Below are 22,802 nucleotides of genomic sequence, written 5' to 3' on the forward strand. Positions count from 1 at the left end.
CACACCCATGAGTTCGACCTCGGGTTCATCGCTCGAGGTCGACGCTGCGCCGGGCGCACGCCACAGGGGAGGCACGCGTGACCACAGACGACGCGATCCGGCACATCACCGACACGGAACTGGCCATTCCGATGACCGCCGCCCAGCGCGGCGTCTTCTATGCCCAGCAGCTCGAACCAGACGTGCCGATGACGATCGACGCCTTCATCGAGTTCCGCGGCGACACCTCCCGCCCCGGCGGTGAGGACGGAGACAATCCCCTCGTCGACGTCGATCCCGACATCATGCAGCGCGCGGCGACACTGACCGAGGTGGAGACCGAGGCCTCGATGCTGCGTCTCATCCCCACCGATGACGGCGAACCGTACATGACGATCGACCACACACGCCTGGTCGTCCTGGGCCGGGAGGATTTCTCCGCCGAGACCGATCCGCGTGCCGCCGCCCTCGCCTGGATCGACCGCAGGCGCTCACAGCCCACCGATCTGTTCTCGGATCCGTTGCTCGAAACCCATCTCCTCAAACTCGGCCCGGGACACTCGATCTGGTATTGCCGCGGACACCACATCGGCTACGACGGATACGCCGCGATGTATCTGATGTTGCGCGTCGCCTCGCATTACACCGCCATCGTCGACGGCACCCCGCCACCGGTCGCCGACACCGCGACGATGTCCGACATCGCCGAACTCGACCGCGCATACCGTTCCTCGTCGAAGTTCGCCGACGATCGTGAGCACTGGCGGCAGCACCTCGCCGACCTACCCGAGATGACCACGCTGACAAGCCTGTCCGGACCGGCCTCGCCGCTGTCGGACGTGCGCTCGGCCGTCCTCGACGACGAGCTCGTGACCCGCATCCGCGACCTGGGCCGCGCCCACCGGGTACGGCCGGCGTCGATCATCACCGCCGTGGTCGCCGCCTACGTGGCACGCTTCACCGATCGCGACGAGGCGATGCTCAGCCTTCCGGTCGCCGCACGCGACCGCGACATCCTGCGGACCTCTGCCGGGCTCATCTCCAACGTCGTACCCCTGCGTATCCCGCTCGACGACTCCGCCACCGTGTCGGACCTGCTCCGGGCGGTCAACGGCGAGATCAAATCCGCTGTGCGTCACCAGAAGTTCCGTCACGAGGACATCGCAGCCCACATCCTCGGGGCGGCGGGAGCACGACGCGGATTCTTCGGTCCGCTGGTCAACGTGATGCTGTTCTTCGAACACATCGACTTCGGTCCGCTGCACGGTGAGCTGAACGTGCTCTCCACCGGCCCCATCGAAGATGTGTCGGTCAATGTCTACGACAGCTTCAACGGCGGGATGAGTCTCGACCTCGAGGCCAACCCGAACATCTACTCCCCCGACGAGATCACCACCCACCACCGGCGTCTGGTCGAATTCCTCGGGGCCGTCGTCACCGCTCCGGCCGACACCCTGGTCTCGCACATCAGCATGCTCACCGACGCCGAGCGCACCGAACTCTCCGGCCACACGACCGGCGAGCGGGTCGACCTCGGGGAGAAGACTCTCCTCGACCTCCTCGACGGGGCCGCGGCAGGTCATGCCGGCAGTACCGCGATCATCGACGGGCACGGCACCGGCTCGCTCACCCACGCCGAGTTCACCGCGCGGGCACAGTCGCTCGCCGCGGCCCTGTCGGTTCGCGGCATCGGACCCGAAAGCGTGGTGGCCGTATCGCTCACCCGCGGCGTCGATCAGGTCCTGGCCGTGCATTCGGTGATCCGCGCGGGCGCGGCGTTCCTGCCGCTCGACCCGGCCGAGCCGGCCGACCGCCTCGAGCACATCCTCGAGGTGGCCACACCCGATCTGATCATCACCGACGCGGTCCTGGACGAATTGCGGAAGACCACCGCACCCGGGCGGCACGCGCAGCCCCCGCGGCCGGCCCCCGACCAGGCCGCGTACGTCCTGTTCACCTCCGGTTCCACCGGCAAACCCAAGGGCGTGGTCATCACCCATCGCGCCATCGTCAACCGACTCGCCTGGATGCAGTCGCGTTATCCCCTCGATGCGACCGACCGGGTACTGCAGAAGACCCCGTCGACCTTCGACGTCTCGGTGTGGGAGTTCTTCTGGCCGTTCACCTCCGGAGCCTGCCTGGTCGTGCCGAGCCCCGATGGGCACCGCGATCCGTGGTATCTGCGCGACGTCATCGCCGAGCGCGGCGTCACCACCGTGCATTTCGTACCGTCGATGCTCGCCGCGTTCGCGGCCGCGCTCGACGACACCGATGCCGCACAACTGACCTCGCTGCGCCGGATCTTCACCAGCGGTGAGGCACTCACGTCGTCGGCCATCGCGGCCACCGCCGCACTGACCACGGCGCCGGTCCACAATCTGTACGGCCCCACCGAGGCCGCGATCGACGTGACCCACCACGATGCCTGCCGGGCCGACACCGCCGTCGTTCCGATCGGGTCGCCGGTCTGGAACACCACCGTCCACGTGCTCGACCATCACCTGCGCCCACAGCCGCCCGGCGCCACCGGCGAGCTCTACCTCGGTGGCGTCCAGCTCGCACGCGGCTACCGCGCCCGTGCCGACCTCACCGCGGCGCGGTTCGTCGCCTCCCCGGCCGGAAACGGTGAACGTCTCTACCGCACCGGCGATCTCGCCCGCCTGCTGCCCGACGGCGAACTGGAATACCTGGGACGCACCGACTCCCAGGTGAAGATCCGTGGCCAGCGCGTCGAACTCGGCGAGATCGAGTCCGCGATGGGCAGACTCGACGGCGTCACCGCCGCCGGCGTGGTGATCCGGGACGACCTGGTCGCCGACGCCCCCGCCGTCGCCGGGTACGTCACCGGGAGCGGACTCGAACAACGCGACCTGCGCGCCGAACTGCGGTCGGCGCTGCCCGAGCACATGATCCCCTCGGCGATCATGGTGCTCGACACACTGCCCACCACCGCCAACGGCAAACTCGACCGCCGGGCGCTGCCCCGGCCCGAACTGCGCACCCACCGCGAGTTCGTCGCACCGCGCACGCCGCTCGCGCGGCTGGTCGCCCGCACCGTCGCCGACGTCCTGGACCTGCACGAGACCACCGCCGACGGCGAGCCGGCCGACGACACACCGATCTCGCTGGGCGACAACTTCTTCGACGTGGGCGGGAGCTCTCTCTCGGCGACGCGGGTCGCCTCGCGGCTGACGAAGGCCACGGGACACCGCGTGGGAATCCGGGCGATCTTCGACGCCGCGGACCTCGGCGGGATCGTCGACGCGCTGGTCGATCTCGGTGTCGACGCCGCGGATCCGACCGGACGTGCCGGCCTCGATGACGCCACCGGCGGGGCGGGGGCGGCGCCGACCGGCCCGGTTCCCCTCTCCCCCGCGCAGCACCGCCTCTGGCTGGCGGCCCGCCTCGATCCGGCCGCCGCGGCCACCTACAACATGCCGTTCTCCGTTCGTCTGGTCGGCACACTCGACATCGACGCCCTGCACCAGGCCCTGACCGACGTCGTCCGGCGTCACGAACCGCTGCGCAGTGTCGTCGTCGAACACGATGGCGTGCCATGCATCTCGGCGACGGACCCGCAGGCCGTCGAGATCGACCTCCCGGTCCTGGGTTGCGCCGATGTCGCACCGAGCTCGGATCGCGACTTCGCCGCGCTGCCCTTCGACCTGGGCGCCGACCTACCCATCCGCGCGCGACTGGTCCGCACCTCCGACGACGACCATCGCCTGACCGTGGTGGTTCACCACATCGCGGCGGACGGATGGTCGCTCGCGCCGCTGGCCGGCGATCTGGCAGTCGCGTATCGCGCCCGCCGCGAACATGCCGAACCCATCTGGGACGCACTGCCGGTCACCTACTCCCAGAACAGTGCCGACCGGCATGCCTGGCTCGCCGGGAGCGACCATGCGGCAGCCGAACTCGACTTCTGGCGGGACACGCTGGCCGGTGTCCCGGGCGAGTCCGAACTACCGCTCGACCGGCCGCGCGCCCACACCGGTACGCCCGGGACGAGCGGCGCATCGGTCACCTCGACGATCTCGGCGGAGGATCATCGGGCGGTCCGCGCCCTCGCCGCCGACACCGAGGCCACCGTGTTCATGGTGTTGCACGCCGCCGTGGCATCGCTGCTGCGTTCGCTGTCGCAGCACTCCGACATCGTTGTCGGAACCCCGGTCTCCGGCCGCGGCGACGCCGATGTCGACGACCTCGTGGGCATGTTCGTCAACACCCTCGCGCTGCGCACCGACGTCGACAAGGACGTCGGTTTCGCCGAGCTGCTGGCACAGGTCCGCGAGACCGATCTGAACGCGTTCGACAACGCCGACATGCCCTTCGACCGGCTCGTCACCGAACTCAACCCGGAACGCTCCGGCAACGTACATCCGTTCTTCCAGGTGTCACTTGCCCTCGAGGACCGGTCGGCGATCGCGCTCGAATTCGCCGGACTCGCCGCCACGGCCGCACGCGTCGTCACCGGTTCCACCAAATTCGATCTCGAGTTCACCTTCACCGAGCTGCACGAGGACTCCGGCGACCCCGCCGGCATCGCCCTCGAGATCGGTTATGCGACCGCACTGTTCGACCGCTCCACCGTCGCCGGGCTCGCCTCGCGCCTGGGCCGGATCGTGCACGCCGCCCTCACCGAGCCGAATACTCCGGTCGGCGACCTCCCCGTCCTGGAGATGCACGAACGTCTCGACCTGGTACCCGCCGTCGGAGCAGGACGGCGTCCGGTCGAGCACCTCACCGGCCTGCTGTCCGCCGCCGCGGGGTCCGCACCGCACCGTCTGGCGGTGACCGACGGTGCGCGATCGCTGACCTACCGGGAGCTCGACGCCGCGTCGAACGCTCTGGCCCGCGTGCTCATCGCCGGTGGTGCGGGACCGGAAAGCCATGTCGCCGTTGCGCTCGGGCGTGGCGTGGACTGGATGATCACCATGTGGGCGGTCGCCCGCGCCGGCGCCGCCTGGTTGCCGGTCGACCCGGCGTACCCGGCGCAGCGCATCGAACACATGCTGACCGATTCCGGCGCGCGGCTGCTCGTCACCGACCGGGCATCCGACCCCCGGCCCGGCACCGACCTGCTCACCGTCACCCTCGACGACCCCGCCGTGGTCGAACGGCTCGCGGCCACCTCGTCCGCGCCGGTGTCGGATCGGGAACGGCACGGTCCGCTCGATGTCGACCAGCCCGCCTATCTGATCTACACCTCGGGGACCACCGGTACCCCGAAGGGCGTCGTGGTCAGCCACCGCGGGCTCGCCGACTTCGGCGCACAACAGGTCACGCAGTACGGGATCACCCCGGAGAGCCAGACCATGCACATGGCATCGCCCAGCTTCGACGCCACGGTGCTGGAGATCCTGATGGCGCTCGCCGCCGGTTCGACGATGCACATCGTCCCGCCCGGGATCGTCGGCGGCGCCGAGCTCGCCGAACTGATGCGCTCGGCCCGGATCTCACACGCATTCCTCACCCCGTCGGTGCTGACCACCATGTCGCCCGAAGACGTACCGGAGCTCGAGGCGCTCGTCATCGGCGGCGAACATCCCAATCCCGAGGTCGTGCGCCGGTGGTCGGCCGGCCCGCGACTGTTCAACGCCTACGGCCCCACCGAGACCACCGTCGTCGCGGCCGTGTCCGCACCGATCAGCCCGGACTACACCACGCTGACCATCGGCCGGCCAATCCGCGGTATCTCCGCGGTCGTCCTCGACGAGCGGCTCCGGCCGGTCGCCCCCGGTGCGGTCGGCGAGTTGTACATCGCCGGTCAGCATCTGGCGCGCGGGTATCACGGCGTGCGCCCGCTGACGTCGAAGAGGTTCATCGCCAACCCCTTCGGCGATCCCGGGGAACGCATGTACCGGACCGGAGACCTCGTGCGCTGGACCGCCGGTCACGAACTCGAGTTCCGCGGCCGTGCCGACCATCAGACCAAGGTCCGCGGCCACCGCATCGAGCTCGGTGAGGTCGACGCCGCACTCGTCGCCGACGCCGCGGTACTGGCCGCGGTGACCACCACCCACGGCGAGGGCGACCGCGCCCACCTGGTGTCGTACGTGACGATGACACCCGACGCCTCGGGCACCGCGGCGGGCGTCCGCGACCGGCTCGCCGACCGCCTTCCGCGGCACATGATCCCCTCGGCCGTCATCGAACTCGACGAGATCCCGACCACGCCGATCGGCAAGGTGGATCTGCGGGCACTTCCGGCCCCCGACACCGAGTCACTCACCGGCGGCGTCATCTACGTCGCACCGCTGACCCCCACCGAGCGGGCCGTCGCCGACCTCGTCGCCGAGCGCCTCGAACTCGGGCCCGGCACGGTGGGCCGCCATCACGACTTCTTCGATCTCGGCGGGAACTCGTTGCTCGCCACCCAGATCGTCGGTGCACTGGAACAGATCACCGGACGCCGGATACCCGTCCGCGAGGTCTTCGACCATTCGACCGTCGCCGGGATCGCCCGGCTCGCCACCGACCCGGCCGACGCCGCCGCCGCCGAGAGCGCCGGCGACACCCGCGCCCTGCCCCGCCTGCGGCACGATCCCGACGCCCCGGTGCGCCCCGGTCCCGCCCAGCAGCAGCTGTGGTTCCTCAATCAGCTCGCGATCGGCCACGACCCGGCCGGCCAAGTCACTCAGGATTCGCAAAGTGGCTCGGCGACAGCCGATTATGCCATCGCCTTCGCCCTGGATCTTCGCGGTGAACTCGACGTCGACGCCCTCGCCGGGGCGATGCGCCTCGCCGTCGAACGCCACGCGATGCTCCGAACCGTGTACCCCGACGACGACGGACGCCCGGTCCTCGACGTGCGCCCCGGCACCGAGGTCCCCATCGACCTGACGGTCGTCGACGCCACCGCCGGCGACTGGCCCGCCAGGGCGCGCGACCTCGCGCGACGCCCGTTCGACCTCACCGTCGACGTGCCACTGCGCACGGTCCTGCACCGGATCGACGCCGATGCCACCCACCACAAGCTGACGGTGGTCATCCATCACATCGCCGCCGACGGGTGGTCGATGGCCCCGTTGCACCGCGACATCACCCGCGCCTACGCCGAGCTGCGATCCGGCACGGCCGCCCAGCAGTCCGGTGCCCGGCCGCTGCCCATCGACTATCGCGACTATCTGCGCTGGCAGGCCGAAAACCTGGACAACCAGGCCGATCTCGCCGAGTGGTGGCGGACCGAACTCGACGGGATCGATGTCGGTCCCATCCTGATCCCCGATGCACCCGCCGACGCCGTCCGCGCCGCCGACGCGGTGGAGGTCGACTTCGGATCCGACCTGCGCCGCGCACTGATCGACCTCGCCGGCGGCCGGGCCACCGAGTTCATGAGCGTGCACGCACTGTTCGCGGCCCTGCTCCACCGTCTCCACGCCGACCCCCGGGTGCACGTCGAGGCGGGCGCGTCGGACATCGTGATCGGCACTCCGATGGCCGGTCGCGCCGACCCACGCCTCGCCGACATCGTCGGCATGTTCGTCAACTCGGTGGTCCTGCGCACACCGGTCGACGGGCGTGCGGACTTCACCACCCTGCTCGACTCGGTCCGCCATCGTGACCTCGAGGCGCTGTCGCAGTCCGACATGCCGTTCGAGCAGATCGTGTCGATGCTCAATCCCCCGCGCACCGGGCGCCATCCGGTGTTCCAGATCGCCCTCGCGTTCGACGCCGGGACCTCCGACACCGCGGGGCCCGCCTCCGCGCGCACCACGCTGCCGGGACTCGAGGTCGAGGCCGAGGAGGTCGAGACCGGTGCCGCCCGCTTCGATCTCGAACTCCGGGTTCGCGAAGGTCGCGCCCGGTTCACCTACGCGACCGACGTCTACACCCGCGAACGCATCACGGCCCTCGCGGCGATGCTCGTCGACCTCGCGCACGCCGTGGTGGCCAACCCCACCACCCCGCTCGACGACCTGCCGCTGGGCGGACTCGCCGTGCAGCGCCCAGAAGGACTGCCCCACAGTACGATCACGCCGCGCCATCTCGCCGACATCATCGACGACACCGCTCGTGCGCATCCGGACCGCGTCGCCGTCGAAGACGGCGACCGTGCCCTCACCTACGCCGAGATCGATCGGATCTCGGCGGGGTGGGCGCGGATCCTGCGCGAACTCGGCGTGGGCACCGAGGACGTGGTCGCGATCGCGCTCGAACGCAGCCTCGAGTCGGTGATCGCCACCTGGGCGGTCGCCAGGACCGGAGCGGCGACCCTCCCGATCGACACGCGCTACCCGGCCGAGCGGATCGCGCACATGATCACCGATTCCGGTGCGCTCATCGGCATCACCACCGCCGACCGCCGGACGACCGTGCCCCACGCGATCTGGTGGATGACCCCGGAGGACCTGGCCGGCCCGCCCCCCGAGACGATCGGGGCCGAGAACACCGGGACACGACACACCGATTCGGTCGCCTACATCGTCTACACCTCGGGCTCGACCGGAAAGCCCAAGGGCGTCAGCGTGACCCACCGCGGACTCGCCGCTTTCAGCACCACCCAGCGGGAGCGGTACCGGGTGGGTCCGGGCGACCGCACCCTGCTGTTCGCCTCCCCGTCCTTCGACGCCGCGATGCTGGAACTGCTGCTCGCGGTCGACGCGGGCGCGACGATGGTCATCGCCCCGACCTCGATCTACGGTGGCGACGAGCTGGTCGAGTTCCTCGACGAGCACACGGTGACCCACGCGTTCATCACCCCGGCCGCTCTCGCCTCCGCCACGCCCGCTCCGTTGCCGCATCTGCGGACACTCGGTGTCGGCGGCGAGGCCAGCACACCGGAACTGGTGGCGCGCTGGGGAACCGGACGCAGATACATCAACAGCTACGGCCCCACCGAGACCACCATCGTGGCGGTGATGTCGGAACCGCTGACCTCGGGTGCACCGATCACCATCGGCACCCCTGTACACGACTGCACCGCACTCGTGCTGGACCACCGGCTGCAGCCGGTACCCGACCATGTCCCCGGCGAGCTGTACCTCACCGGTCCCGGTGTCGCACGCGGCTACCTCTTCCGCCGCGGGCTCACCGCCACCAGGTTCGTGGCCGGACCGGACACCGGCGGTCGCGTCATGTACCGCACCGGCGACATCGTCCACCGCACCGCCGACGGCGCACTGATCTATCACGGGCGCAGCGACAACCAGGTGAAGGTCCGCGGTTTCCGGATCGAACTCGACGAGATCGGTGCGGCACTCTCCGCTGCCGACGGGGTGGACTACGCGACCGTCGTCGTGCGCGGCCAGGGCGCGGCGGCAACGCTCGTCGGCTACGTCACCCGCACCGGCGACACCCTCGACACCTCGGCGGTTCTCGAGTCCGTCCGCCGCCGGCTGCCGCGACACATGGTGCCCGCGGCGGTCGTCGAACTGGACACCATCCCGATGACCGGCAACGGGAAACTGGACCATCGGGCGCTGCCCGACCCAGCCCACGCCGGGCCCGGATCGACCGCCCGCGCCCCGCGCACCGACACCGAGTCCGCACTCGTCCGGATCGTCGCCGACGTCCTCGATCTCCGTCCCGACGATGTCGGCGCGACCGACGACTTCTTCCTGATCGGCGGCACCTCCCTGCAGGCCACCACGCTGGTCAGCCGGATCAACCGCGTGCACACCGGTGAGAAGCTGCGGGTGCGCGATGTGTTCGACCATCCGACCCCCGAGGCGCTCGCCGCGCTCGTCGCACTGCCCGAGGGCTGGGAGCCGCAGGGTGCAGGGGAAAACGGTGCAGGAGGATCCGGCGACGCACTGCCCGTGACCCGGCCGAGCACGTTCCCCCTGGCGCCCGTCCAGCGTCGGCTCTGGTCGATCGCCGCCGCCGCGCCGGACTCCACCGAGTACCTGATGCCCTTCGTGTTACGCCTCCGCGGCGACCTCGACGTCGACGCATTGCGCGGCGCCCTGGTCGACGTGGTGGCCCGCCACACCAGCCTGCGGACCGTCTTCGAATTGGGTGACTCCGGGCCCGTCGGCCGAGTTCTCGACGACCCGGCCGCGGTGGTCGGTGACCTGCCGGTCCGCCGGACCGACGATCCGATGGCCGAGATCGCACTGTCGGCGACCACACCCGTCGACCTGCTGCGCGATGCGCCGATGCGAGCCACCCTCGTCGCCGGCACGAGCACCGAAGAAACTGCGCCGGAACATCTTCTGGCTCTCGTCGTCCATCACATCGCGGCCGACGGCGCGTCGTTGCCGATCCTCGTCGCGGATCTGTGCCGGGCCTACGGCGAACGTCGCCGTGGCCGCACCGAACCCTGGGGACCCGCCGGCGTCGACTACCGCGATCATGCGGTCGAGAGCGCAACAGATCCGGCGATCGAGGAGGATCTGCGGTACTGGACCGAGGCGCTCGCGCAGGCACCCGCGGAGACCACCGTTGCGCCGTCGGCGCATCCGGATGCCGAGACGCGCAGGTCCGGTCGACCCGGGCCCGGCGACGAGGACGGGTCGCGCCCGGCTGGCGAAGCGCGCTCGGTCACGTTGCCGATCGCGGCGCACACCCGCGCCGGCCTGGTCGCCTTCGCCCGCGAACAGTCCGCGACGCCGTTCTCCGTGCTGCACACCGCCCTCGCGATCCTGCTGCACCGCCTCGGCGTGGGTTCCGACCTGGTCATCGGCAGCCCGGTAGCCAACCGCGCCGGCACCGTCGACTCCACCCGGGACTACAGCGGCGTGGTCGGGATGTTCGTCAACGTCCTGCCGCTGCGGACCCGCCTACGGGCCGCCGACAGTGTCGCCGCGCTCGTGCATCGCGTCCGCGACGCCGACATCGACGCACTCGATCACCGCGGACTCCCCTTCGACGACGTCGTCGCGGCGGTGAACCCGTTGCGCGCCAACGGCCGTCACCCGATCTTCCAGGTCGCACTGTCGGTGCACGACTACTCGGTCGGGACGGCGGCGCCCGGGAATGCCGGCGGCCTGACCGGGACGACGGTGACCATGGACGACGGCCTGCTGGCCGAGGTCTCCGAGTTCGAGTCCCCGGCAGCGAAGTTCGACCTGCAGGTCACGGTCACCGGGATGAATCCCGGCCGCGGCGACGCCGGTGGCGCCGCCATCCAGATCACCTACGACACCGCGCGATACGGCCACCATGACGCCGAACTGCTGGGCACACGCCTGATGCGTGTCCTGCGCGGGATGCTCGGCGACCCCGGCCGCGCCATCGGCGACATCCGTATCACCGATCCGCTCGAGGTGGCCGAACGCAGTCCCGCCCTCGGCCCCGCGGGCAACCCACCCACCACGCTCGACGTCCTGTTCGGCGATGCGGTCCGACGCAACCCCGGGGGCATCGCCGCCATCGAGGCCCCGGGGACGCCGGGCGGTGAACCCGAGACGATCACGTATGCCGAACTCGACGCCCGGTCCAACCGATTGGCCCGCGTGCTGCTCGGCCGGGGCATCGGCGGACAGGCCGAACCGGTGGCCGCGATGGCCGTGCAACGCTCGATCGACGCACTCGTGGCGATCTGGGCGATCGTGAAGGCGGGCGCGGCCTATGTTCCCGTCGACCCCAACTATCCCGCCGACCGGATCGCCCACATGCTCGGCGACAGCGGCGCGCAGCTCGTCGTCACGACGTCGGCGTCGAAGGAACGGATCGCATCCGGAACCGGAACCCCGATGCTGGTCCTCGACGAGGACTCCACCCGCACCCGGATGAAGCACTCCTCGCCCGCCCCGATCACCGATGCCGAACGCGCATCGACGATCCGCCCGGACCAGCTGGCCTACATCATCTACACCTCCGGTTCCACCGGGAAGCCGAAGGGCGTGCTGGTACCCCATGCCGGACTGCGTGCGGTGCACGACGAACTGGCCCGCCGGATGGGTCCGGGACCCACCTCGCGTGTGTTGCAGTTCGCCTCACCGAGTTTCGACGCATCGGTCCTGGAGTTCCTTCTGGCACTGTCGGGTTCGTCGGCCCTGGTGATCGTCGATCCGGATGTGTACGGCGGCGCGGCGCTCAGCGATGTCATCGATGCCCGGCAGGCCACCCACGCGTTCATCACCCCGGCCGCGGTGGCCAGCATGGATCCGGCCGCGGTGCCCTCACTGCGGGTCCTCGCCGTCGGCGGTGAGGCCTACGGCGCCGACCTGGTCCGGCGCTGGTCGCCGGGCCGGACCATGCTGAACGTCTACGGACCCACCGAGTCGACGATCATCACCACCGGCAGCCGATCGCTGACCCCCAACACACCGCTGACCATCGGCACGCCCAACAACGGCGTCGGCGCCCTCGTGCTCGACGAGCGACTGCATCCGGTGCCGCCCGGCGTCACCGGCGACCTCTATCTGATGGGCGCCCAGGTGACCCGCGGTTATCACGGCAGACCGGGGTTCACCGCGACCCGCTTCGTCTCCGCCCCGATGGTCACCGGACCGCGTTTCGCCGGCCACCGCATGTACCGCACCGGCGATCTCGTCCGCTGGACCGACGACGGGCAACTCGTCTACGTCGGCCGCAGCGACACGCAGGTCCAGGTCCGCGGATTCCGGATAGAACTCGGCGAGATCGACGAGGCGCTCGCCGCGGACCCGGACGTCGACTTCGCCATCACCCTGGTCGAGGGCACGGGAGGCGCTGCGACACTGCGCAGTTACGTCACGGCCACACGGGGTGCAACCCCGGACCCCGCCGAGCTCCGGCGTCACGCGGGCCGCCGGTTGCCGCGGCACATGGTGCCGGCCTCGGTGACCGTACTCGCGACCATCCCGCTGACCCCGACCGGCAAATTCGACCGGGCGGCGCTACCCGCCCACGTCTCCGACGCCCCGCGCAGGCAGCCCGCGCCGGGACTCGAGACGGCCGTCGCGCAGACCTTCGCCGAGGTCCTGGAGGTCCCGATCGAGACCGTCGGCGCCGACGACGGGTTCTTCGATCTCGGCGGCAATTCGCTGATGGCCACGTCGGTGACCCGAAAGCTGACCGAACTGACCGGACACGACGTCTCGGCCGCGGCACTCTTCGGTGCGCCGAGCCCGGCCGAACTCGCGACCCTGCTCGACGGCGCGGAGGGAACGGCGGGGACACACGGAGAGTCCGCACGCCTGTCGTCGACCCTCGGACTCGACACACTTCTGCCCTTGCGCCGCAACGGACGTCACTCGACACGCTCGTCCGGCGCCGCCCAGACGCCACCGTTGTTCGTCGTCCATCCGGCGATCGGGCTGTCGTGGAGCTTCGCCGCGCTGCTGCCGCACCTGCCGGCCGATCGCGCGGTGTACGGGCTGCAACACCCGGCGCTGTCCGGCGGTCCGTTCCCGCACACGATCGCCGACCTGGCGGCCGAATACGTCGAACAGATCCGTGCGGTGGCGCCCGCCGGGCCGTACCACCTGCTCGGGTGGTCGTTGGGCGGGCTGATCGCGCATGAGATGGCCGTGCAGTTGCAGGAATCCGGCGAGTCCGTCGACCAGCTGACCCTGCTGGACAGCTACGTCGTCGCCGAACGACCGGATCTCGACACCGAGACCTCCATCGCCGAGTTGATGCGCGAATTCGGACTGGAACTGCCTGCGGGGACACGCCTCGGGGACGACCCCGACGAGCTCACCGTCGCCGACGTCCACCGCGTGCTCTCGGCGACCGGCGGTGCACTGGCCGGCCTCACCGTGGACGCCCTCGCGGCCGTCCACGAGGTCTTCGGCCATGCCTCGCCACTGGCCCGGTCCTGGCGACCGCGCGTCTTCGACGGCGACATGACGTTCGTGACCGCAACGGTCGACCCGCAACCGGGCGCACCCGCGGTCACCGACTGGCACTCGAAGGCCACCGGCCGGCTCGTCGAGGTCGAGACCACCAGCACCCATGCCCGCATGGTGTTGCCGGAGAACGTATCCCAATGGATACATGCAATCGGAGGACGTCCCGGCACAACGGACGCCGCCACACACGAGGGGGAAGCATGACCAATCCGTTCGACGACACCGACGGGACCTTCCGGGTCCTGGTCAACCACGAGAACCAACACTCCTTGTGGCCCGAGTTCGCCCCGGTCCCCGACGGCTGGGACACCGTGTTCGGACCGTCCGGGCACGACGAGTGCCTGGAGTACGTCGAGGAGAACTGGCGAGACATGCGGCCCGCCAGCCTGATCCGGACCATGGAACGGTCACGGGGCCCCGAGAGCTCATCAGACACCGGACGCTCATCGGACACCGAACAGTCGGACAGCGAACGCGCACAGAAAACCGGAAGCGAGGTCACCCGTGGGGCGGCACAGTTTGGCTGACACGGCAACACCAGCGAACGCCACCGGCGTCGGCACCCCGGACACCCCGGAGACCGCAGCGACCCCGCACACCCAGGACGCCTTGGACGACACCCCGGCACGAAACGCGCTTGAGATCCGCGGACTTCGCAAGTCGTTCCGCACCGGCATCTTCGGTCGCGGTCCGCGTGTGCACGCACTGAACGGGCTGGATCTGACGGTGCCGTCGGGAACGGTCCACGCACTTCTCGGTCCGAACGGCGCGGGAAAGACGACGGCCGTGCGCGCCGTGGCGACCCTCATGCGCCCCGACGAGGGCAGCGTGGTGGTCGACGGTGTCGACGTCCTCGCCGATCCCGGTGCAGCCCGCAAGATCATCGGCGTCTCGGGGCAGTACGCGGCGGTCGACGGCAACCTGACCGGGTTCGAGAACCTGCGCATGGTGGGCCAGCTGTACGGGCAGTCACGCGCCGAGGCCTCGGCCCGCGCGCGTGAGCTGATCGCCGATCTCAATCTCGAGGACGCGGCGGACCGGCCGATGCGCACCTACTCCGGCGGCATGCGTCGACGACTCGACCTGGCCGGGGCGCTCATCAACCGCCCGTCCCTGGTCATCCTCGACGAACCGACCACAGGTCTGGACCCGCGCGGGCGGCGACAGATGTGGGACGTCATCGCCGAGCAGATCGCCGGTGGCGCGACGGTATTGCTCACCACGCAGTACCTCGAGGAAGCCGACGCACTCGCCGACGAGATCACCGTCATCGACCACGGCACGATCCGCGCCCAGGGCAGCGCCGCCGACCTCAAGGCGGCCACGGGCGGGTCGATCCTGACCGTGGTGGTCGCCGGCCGGACCTCGCTGAAGGGCAGCCCCGACGGCGACTCCCCCGAATACGACTCGCCCGGCGACGAGCTCGTCGCGTCCGCGCTCGCCGGCATCGGCGTCGGCACACCCGAACGCCTCGGCACCGACGAGACGCGTACGGGACACTCGAAGACCGGGGAATCGACCGCAGATGCCATCCGGTGGTCGGTGCCCGTGGACTCCGGGACCCGGAGCGCCGTCGCGGCGGTCAAGGCACTCGACGCTCTCGGCATCGACGTCGTCGACGCCGCGGTGTCCACCCCCACCCTCGACGACGTCTTCCTCACGCTCACCGGCCGGGATACGCAGACCCGAGATACGTCCGGATCCGCCCGGGTCGAGGACCCAGGAACCGGTGACACCACGACTGGTGTCAGCCGGACAGATGACATCGAGATCAGCAGCAGCAGAACGGTTTTCGAACCTGTCAATTCCGGCACGAACGGCAAGTCGGACAATTCGGCCATCGGATCGGAGCGACTCCGTGTTCACTGACACCGCAGTGCTCGTCGAACGGAATCTGCTGACCGTCAAGCGGATTCCCACCCTCCTGATCAGCGCGACCATCCAGCCACTGATGTTCGTGTTCTTGTTCGCCTACGTTTTCGGTGCCACATTCGGCGGCGGCTCGTATCGCGAGTTCCTGATGGCCGGGATCTTCACCCAGACGGTGGTCTTCAACGCCGCCTTCACCACTGTCGGTCTGGCGAATGACACCTCGGACGGAATCGTGGATCGCCTACGATCGCTGCCGATGTCGCGACTGGGTGTCATCAGCGGACGCGTCACCTCGGACATGGTCCTGGGCATCGTCGGCCTGGCCGTCATGGTCGCCTGCGGCCTCGCCATCGGATGGCGCGTGCACGGCAGCGCGGTTGACGCCGCCATCGCCTTCGGCATCATCGGCCTGTTCGCGCTCGCGATGGCATGGGTGGGTGCCGTCACCGGTCTGGCAGCACCGAATGTCGAAGCGGCACAGAGCATCGGGTTCCTCTGGATGTTCCCGGTGACGTTCCTCTCGAGTGCGTTCATCTCCGCTCAGAGCCTTCCCGGACCCCTCCGCGCGATCGCGGAATGGAACCCCGTGACGGCCGTGGCGACCGCGTGCAGACAGCTCTTCGGCAACGACGCCCCGCCCGACTTCCCGCCGGCGACCGGCTGGGTTGCGGACCACGCGGTGGGATATTCGGTGGGTTCGGCACTGCTGATCCTGGCCGTGTGCATCCCGGTGTCGCTGATCCTTTACCGACGTTCAGCTAATCGGTGATTCTTGATCGCAAGAGAAGTTCACGCGTGTTCGTTACCTTTGAACCGTGACACCGGACGATGGCAGCGCGGCCGCCGACGCGCACCTCGGCCACGGGGGAGAAGCGAGGGTGCTTCGCGACCTGCTGGCCTCGGCCGCCCTGGGCGACCGCGCCGCGTTCACGCATCTCTACGACCTGACGAGCTCGCGCGTCTACGGACTGGCGTTCCGCGTGGTCCGGGACCGGCAATACGCCGAGGAGATCGTGCAGGAGGCCTATCTGCAGTACTGGCAGAAGGCGAATGACTATCATCCCGCGCGCGGTTCGGTCCTGACCTGGATGATGACCATCGCCCACCGCCGGGCCGTCGACCGCGTTCGCACCGAGGAACTTCAGCAACGACGCATATCCGAGTACGGGGCCGCGTCGGTCGAAACTCCTCGCAACATTCCGTTGGAGGTGGTTGTTCACGCCGACGAGGCGCGTACGCTACGCACATGTCTCGGCGAGCTCACCGACCTTCAACGGAGCTCCATCGAGATGTCCTATTTCGGCGGCTTGACCTACCCGGAGGTCGCACAGCGCACCGCTACTCCCTTGCCCACCGTCAAGTCTCGGATCCGAGACGGACTGCGTCGGTTGAAGACCTGTCTGAGGACGCAGGAGGATGTCTGAGCTCATCATGACGAGAACAGACGCGGCACCTGGCGGCGGGGAGTCCGACTGGCTGGACGAGCATGTCGAACTCTTTGCGGTCGCGGCCCTCACCCCTGCCGAACGCGCCCGCGTTGAGTCCGAGCTCGCGGCGCTGGCGCCGAGCGAACGCGCGGTGTACGAGACGCGCATCGCCGACATCCACGCCGCCATGGCAGGATTCGCCTCGACGTTCGCTCTCCACCCACCTCCCGAGCTGCGGTCAAGGGTGCTCAGTCATGTCTTCGACGGCCCGGCGCGCGCAGCGGGTACCGACGAGGACGCGGATCCCGCCGAGATCTCCGCCGGGGAGAACGTCACTGCCGAGGCTGCGGCGGCGGACGCCGAAGCGGCTGTCGGACATGGTCATCCGGCAGCCACGTCCGGCGCCGCCTCGGCGCCCCGGTCCGGAGAATCCGCCCCCGACCGATACCTGCCCCATCCGCAGCGCCCCAGCCGGCACCATTCCGGCCAGCACCATTCCGGCCAGCATCGTTCCGGCGCCTCGGCGCGACGTCCGATGCGTGCGACGTCCATCCTCGCCGCGGCGGCGGTGACCGTCGCCGTCGCGCTCGGCGCGGGTGTGCTGATCGGCCGCACGACGGCTCCCGACACGTCGACGTCGTCGACGGCGTTGTCCGATTCGCAGCAACAGGTCCTCGGTGTGCTCACCGCGGCCGACGCGACCGTGACGGTGGAACCGCTCGCCGACGACCGCGGCACGATCGCGGTGATCACTTCTCAGACCGCCGATCAGGCGGTCGCCATCCTGCGGGATCTCCGTGAGCCGATCTCGCCGGACCAGGCCTTCCAGCTGTGGCTGGTCGGTGGTGCCGAGCAACCGGTGTCGGCGGGGGTGATCCCCGGCGACGACACCGAACCAGTCGTGGTGGACGAACTCGCCGGATCGAGCGTGCTGGCGGTGACCATCGAACCGGCCGGGGGTTCGGCGCAGCCCACGACCCCGATCCTCGCCCAGGTGGAGCTGTAGCCGGTTCCCGGCGACCGGCGCGTGCCCACAAGATTCGTTCCCTCGAGCGACGGTCGTATCGATAACGTACGTGGCAACGATGCCTACACTGAGGGGCGTCGCGCGCCGGTCGATCGATGACCGGGTCCCCGGCGATGACCGGGTCCCACGTGCGGAGTCCGTGTGTGCGAGATGAGAACAAGTGGGTGTGGTGTGGGTCTGAACGGACGTCGATTCCTTTCGAGCGTGCTGGCGGCGGGGGCGGTCGTCGCCGGACTGGTCGTCGTGCCCAGCGCTCCGACGATGGCGGTACCCCGTGAGACGGTCGCGCAGACGCGTGTCGTCGACACCTACGTCGACGGCCCACAACAGGTGACCCTGCTCGTCTACTCGGCATCGATGCGGCGCACGGTGGCGGTCACGGTGCTCACCCCGCGGGATCGTTCCCGCCCGGCCCCGACCCTGTACCTGCTCAACGGCGCGGGCGGCGGAGAGGACTCGGCGACCTGGGATGCGCGCACCACCTACAAGCGCTACTTCGCCGACAAGAACGCCTATGTGGTGACGCCGATCGGTGGGGCGTACTCCTACTACACCGACTGGCAGCGCGACGATCCGGTGCTCGGCCGGAACAAGTGGCAGACGTTCCTCACCGAGGAACTGCCCCCGGTCATCGACAAGAAGTTCAACACGACGGGCGTCAACGCGCTCGCCGGCATCTCGATGGCCGGCACATCGGTGCTCAACCTGGCGATCGCCGCGCCGGGACTCTACCGTTCGGTCGCCGCCTTCAGCGGGTGCGCGCGCACCAGCGATCCGGTGGGCCAGCAGTACATCCGGTTGGTGGTCGTCGACCGCGGCCGCGGCAAGATGGAGAACATGTGGGGCCCGCTCGACGGACCCGGCTGGCGCGCCAACGACCCCTACCTCAACGCCGCGAAACTCCGCGGGACCAAGGTGTACATGACCTCGGGCACCGGAGCTTCGGGAGCCCATGAGCAACTGTCGGATCCGAGCATCGCCGGCGACGCCTTCAGTCTGGCGAACCAGGCCATCCTGGGCGGTGGGATCGAGGTCGCCATCGACATCTGCACCCGTCAGATGGTGCAGCGCATGCGGGCACTGGATGTCCCGGTGCACGTCAACATCAGGCCCACCGGCACCCACTCGTGGGGCTACTGGCAGGACGACCTGTACCGGACCTGGCCGCAACTGGCGCGCGACCTGCGCTGAATCCCCCGCAGAACAACCCCCGAAGAACCGATCCCCCCCGAGAACCAATCCCCCGCAGAACCAACCCCCATGGTTCCCCTCAGGCACTCACCAGAGGTCGAGACCGGTGTACCCGTCCTGCAACGCACGCGCGAACAGATGAGTCTTGGTCGGGGCGCCTCGGCCGACCGCGGTGTATTTGGCACGGATTCGTGCGAGGTGGGTGCTGACCGTCGACGCCGAGATGAACAGGCGTGCGGCCGCTTCCTCCTTCGAGTCCGCGGCGAGCCAGGCGAGGAGAACCTCCACCTCGCGGTCGGACAGGCTCGGACGCGCCACGGCGCCGCCCTGCTCGGCGGGTGCGCGGTAATCCGCCAATCGCGGAATCGGATTGTGCTCCACGGCATCCGGAGCGGCTGCGCGGCGAGCAGCCGCGGGAGCAGCAGGTCTTGCCGCTCTATAAATCTCTGAAGTCGCCGTCACTTTTCCATCCCCTGTTTGTTCGGCGCATTGCCCACGTCCCCGACGCCGCACGCCCCACGCGTCCTTATCCTTGTTCCACGTTAGATCCGTCGACTACCAGCCGGTAGACCCAGAATTGGGGACTTCGGCGGTTCAGGTGTCGGTCCCCCACGGAATTCCCCTCCGATCTGCTGACAGACCACGGATTTCGTACCAACCGCCTCGCGGCGGCGACGGATTCTGCTCACCGTCGTCGTGGGTGCGGCGCCTGTCGCCCGCGGCGGGCGCACCACGTTCGGGCGCCCGCCCGGGGTCAACGCCGACCCGATCTTCCGCGACCCCGATGCCGTTGCGGCACCGGTAGCCACCCGTCCTCCACCGCCCGCTTGAACAGATCCACCTTGGTGCGGGTGGGCCTGCCGGCGTCGGCATATTTCTGCCGAATGCGTTTCAGATATTCGTTGACCGTCTCGGCGGACACCCCCAGAGCGGCCCCCACCCGTGCCGAGGTCTCCCCGGACGCGTAGAGCGCCAGCACTTTCTGCAGCTGCGGCGACAGGTCCACGGCGGCGAGTTCCGGATCACCGTCGATGGCCGCGGCCCACTCGGTCGTGAGGACCGCCCTGCCCTGGGCAGCCGCCCTGATGGCCTCGATGATGACGGACTCCTCCGCCGACTTCAGCACGACGCCGAGTGCGCCCGCACGGGCAGCCGAACGCAGCAGCGCCGGATGCTCACCCGAGGTGTACACGACGGTGGCGACACCGACGACCGACAGCGCGTTGACGTTCTCACGCGGGGTGGTGCCGTCGTCGAGGCGGAGGTCGAGCAGCACCACGTCGAGTGGCATCCCGCCGAGCACGCCGGCGACGGTGGAGGCAGAGCAGACAAGCGAGATGTCGGCGATCGGATCCAGCACCCGTTCGATCCCCCAGATCGGCGAGCGATGGTCATCGACCATCCCGACCCGGATGACGTGGGCGCCGTCAGGCGCTTCGTGCCCCATCACCGGCCCACCCCCTCATCGACTGTCCTCGTGACACGCACCTCTGGCGACCGTCCGTCGGGCCGTTCGCGAGGCTCTTGCGTCGCCCACCGTGTTTATCGACGCAATTACACAGGCTTGTTACCCTGCGCACTCGGCGAACGTATCCGACGACTCGGACATTCCACGCCTCGACCGATCCAACCTGCGGTGATCGGTTCCAAATCTGGCACACCCTGTGTCCACATGTTTGGGGACAAGGGCGGATCCGGCGTCAGATCGTGGCCACTTCTGCCAGACTAGAACACGTTCTAGAAATCGACCCGATCAAGAAGGAGTCCCGGGTGAGCGCACCCTCGAGCCACGACATCCTCGGCACCACGGTGACAATGCCCGTCGAAATCCGTTCCGCACGGTGTTTCGTCGCCGGGTTCACCGCCGACACGGCCGCGGTCCAGCGCGCCATCGACAGCGAGTCGAGCCGTCCCGGAACCCTGCGCCCACTCCGTATCCGGCCCGGCCGCACCATGTGCATGCTCGTCTTCGTCGATTACGTCGACGGTGACCTCGGACCGTACAACGAGTTCGGAGTGTGCTTCCTGGTCGAGGACCCGTCCGCGCCCCCGGCCTCACCGGTGCGGGCGTTGCGTTCACTCGTGAAGGGCGATGCCCGTGCCCTGGTGCACCGGCTCCCCGTCGACGGAGACTTCACCCTCGCAGCTGGTCGCGGCATCTGGGGCTTCCCGAAGACCCTCGCCGATTTCGACGTCGACCACTCCTCGGCCACCAGGCGCGGCCGGATCGAGGCCGACGGTGCGCTGATCGCCGACCTCCGCGTCAAACCAGGACTGAAGGTCCCCGATTCCACGGCCGACACGGTGCTGAACGCCTACTCCCAGCTCGACGGGGTCACCCGGATGACGCCCTGGCGGCTCACCTCCACCCGTGGCACCCGGACCCGCATCGGCGGTGCGAGCCTGGAACTCGGCGACCATCCGATCGCGACCGAGTTGCGCTCCCTGAAACTCGGACGCCACGCACTCATGTCGAGCTCGGTCGACACGATCACGATGCGCTTCGAAGACCCCACACAAATCTGACGCGGCCGCGAGTCACGCGGCACAATGTCGACATGAGCAACCTCGAAGAGCATCCGATCGAGCTCGACTGTTCCAGCGATGCGGGTGTGGCGACGGACGCCGACGCGCTGCACATGGAGGTACTCACCGCCCGCGACGTGCCGTTGGGCGGGCCCCGCGCGATGACGGTGCGCCGCACACTGCCCCAGCGGTCACGCTCGCTCATCGGCGCATGGTGCTTCATCGACCACTACGGCCCCGACGATGTCGCCGCCAGGGGCGGGATGGACGTCCCACCCCACCCCCACACCGGTTTGCAAACGGTGAGTTGGCTTTTCACCGGCGAGGTGGAGCACCGCGACACCATGGGCAATCATGCGATGGTCCGACCCGGCGAGATCAACCTGATGACCGCCGGGCACGGGATAGCCCACACCGAGGTGTCCACGGCTCAGGCCACCATGCTGCACGGCGTCCAGTTGTGGACGGCGCTGCCCGCCGCGCACGCCGACACCCCACGCGACTTCGCCCACCACCGGCCACTGGACGTGGTCATGGGCGGGGTCACCGCGAAGGTGTTCCTCGGTGAACTGTTCGGTTCGCGCTCGCCGGTGGACACCTTCACCCCGCTCCTCGGCGCCCAACTCGACTTCGCCGCGGGCGCCTCGATCGACATCGACGTCGAGCCGACCTACGAGCACGGCATCCTCGTCGACGCCGGGACCATCGCGGTCGCCGGGACCGGCGCCGCGCCGCTGGCGCGCACCGAGCTCGGCTACCTCGGCCTCGGCGCGCAGCGGCTGACGCTGACGAACATCGACGACGCCCCGGCGCGGGTGATCCTTCTCGGCGGCACCCCGCTCGGTGAGGACATCGTGATGTGGTGGAACTTCATCGGACGCACACACGACGAGATCGTGGCCTTCCGTGACCAGTGGATGGCACACAGCGACCGATTCGGACAGGTGGCCGGCTACGACGGCGACATCCAGCATCTGCCCGCGCCGGAACTGCCGCGGACCCGGCTACGTCCTCGCACCAATACCCCGGGACACGCCTGAGCGATCGTCTCGC

General features: G+C 69.4%; 11 protein-coding genes. 9 read left to right on the forward strand and 2 right to left on the reverse strand.

The window, feature by feature from the left end; all coding sequences use genetic code 11:
• Positions 1–77 precede the first annotated feature (77 nt).
• The 7 genes from H1R19_RS17685 (at position 78) to H1R19_RS17715 (ending at position 19,223) form a co-directional block, all read left to right on the forward strand.
• Positions 78–13,910, forward strand: a complete 13,833-nt coding sequence (locus H1R19_RS17685) for a non-ribosomal peptide synthetase (protein ID WP_219849699.1) — start codon at positions 78–80, stop codon at positions 13,908–13,910.
• The gene (locus tag H1R19_RS17690; RefSeq protein ID WP_188328706.1) at positions 13,907–14,233 is read left to right on the forward strand and encodes an MbtH family protein; all 327 of its coding nucleotides are present in this window, start codon (positions 13,907–13,909) and stop codon (positions 14,231–14,233) included. The genes H1R19_RS17685 and H1R19_RS17690 overlap by 4 nt, the downstream gene beginning before the upstream one ends.
• A complete protein-coding gene (locus tag H1R19_RS17695; RefSeq protein ID WP_372632364.1) occupies positions 14,211–15,575 on the forward strand; it encodes an ABC transporter ATP-binding protein in 1,365 nt (454 codons plus the stop codon). The genes H1R19_RS17690 and H1R19_RS17695 overlap by 23 nt, the downstream gene beginning before the upstream one ends.
• Entirely contained in the window at positions 15,565–16,347 is a 783-nt protein-coding gene (locus tag H1R19_RS17700; RefSeq protein ID WP_219849700.1) for an ABC transporter permease, read from the forward strand. The genes H1R19_RS17695 and H1R19_RS17700 overlap by 11 nt, the downstream gene beginning before the upstream one ends.
• A 46-nt stretch (positions 16,348–16,393) precedes the next feature.
• Positions 16,394–17,002, forward strand: a complete 609-nt coding sequence (gene sigK / locus H1R19_RS17705) for an ECF RNA polymerase sigma factor SigK (RefSeq protein WP_188328709.1) — start codon at positions 16,394–16,396, stop codon at positions 17,000–17,002.
• A gap of 7 nt (positions 17,003–17,009) precedes the next feature.
• A complete protein-coding gene (locus tag H1R19_RS17710; protein WP_188328917.1) occupies positions 17,010–18,011 on the forward strand; it encodes an anti-sigma factor in 1,002 nt (333 codons plus the stop codon).
• Between the two features lie 171 nt (positions 18,012–18,182).
• The gene (locus H1R19_RS17715; RefSeq protein WP_219849701.1) at positions 18,183–19,223 is read left to right on the forward strand and encodes an alpha/beta hydrolase; all 1,041 of its coding nucleotides are present in this window, start codon (positions 18,183–18,185) and stop codon (positions 19,221–19,223) included.
• Positions 19,224–19,310: 87 nt separating this feature from the next.
• Here H1R19_RS17715 and H1R19_RS17720 read toward each other — a convergent pair whose 3' ends face one another.
• Together H1R19_RS17720 and H1R19_RS17725 are read right to left on the reverse strand one after the other, a co-directional pair.
• Positions 19,311–19,685 carry a response regulator transcription factor gene (locus H1R19_RS17720; protein WP_188328711.1) on the reverse strand — a complete coding sequence of 125 codons (375 nt, stop codon included), beginning with the start codon at positions 19,683–19,685 and terminating at the stop codon, positions 19,311–19,313.
• Between the two features lie 292 nt (positions 19,686–19,977).
• Complete coding sequence (locus H1R19_RS17725) at positions 19,978–20,670, reverse strand: helix-turn-helix transcriptional regulator (RefSeq protein ID WP_244970744.1); 693 nt, start codon at positions 20,668–20,670, stop codon at positions 19,978–19,980.
• Between the two features lie 323 nt (positions 20,671–20,993).
• On the opposite strand from H1R19_RS17725, the gene H1R19_RS17730 reads away from it, so the two are divergent.
• A complete protein-coding gene (locus H1R19_RS17730) occupies positions 20,994–21,749 on the forward strand; it encodes an acetoacetate decarboxylase family protein (protein ID WP_188328712.1) in 756 nt (251 codons plus the stop codon).
• A 32-nt stretch (positions 21,750–21,781) separates the two neighbouring features.
• A complete protein-coding gene (locus H1R19_RS17735) occupies positions 21,782–22,789 on the forward strand; it encodes a pirin family protein (RefSeq protein ID WP_219849702.1) in 1,008 nt (335 codons plus the stop codon).
• Positions 22,790–22,802 lie beyond the last annotated feature (13 nt).

Origin of the sequence: Gordonia jinghuaiqii, from assembly GCF_014041935.1 — a bacterium.
In the GTDB taxonomy this organism is placed as follows: domain Bacteria; phylum Actinomycetota; class Actinomycetes; order Mycobacteriales; family Mycobacteriaceae; genus Gordonia; species Gordonia jinghuaiqii.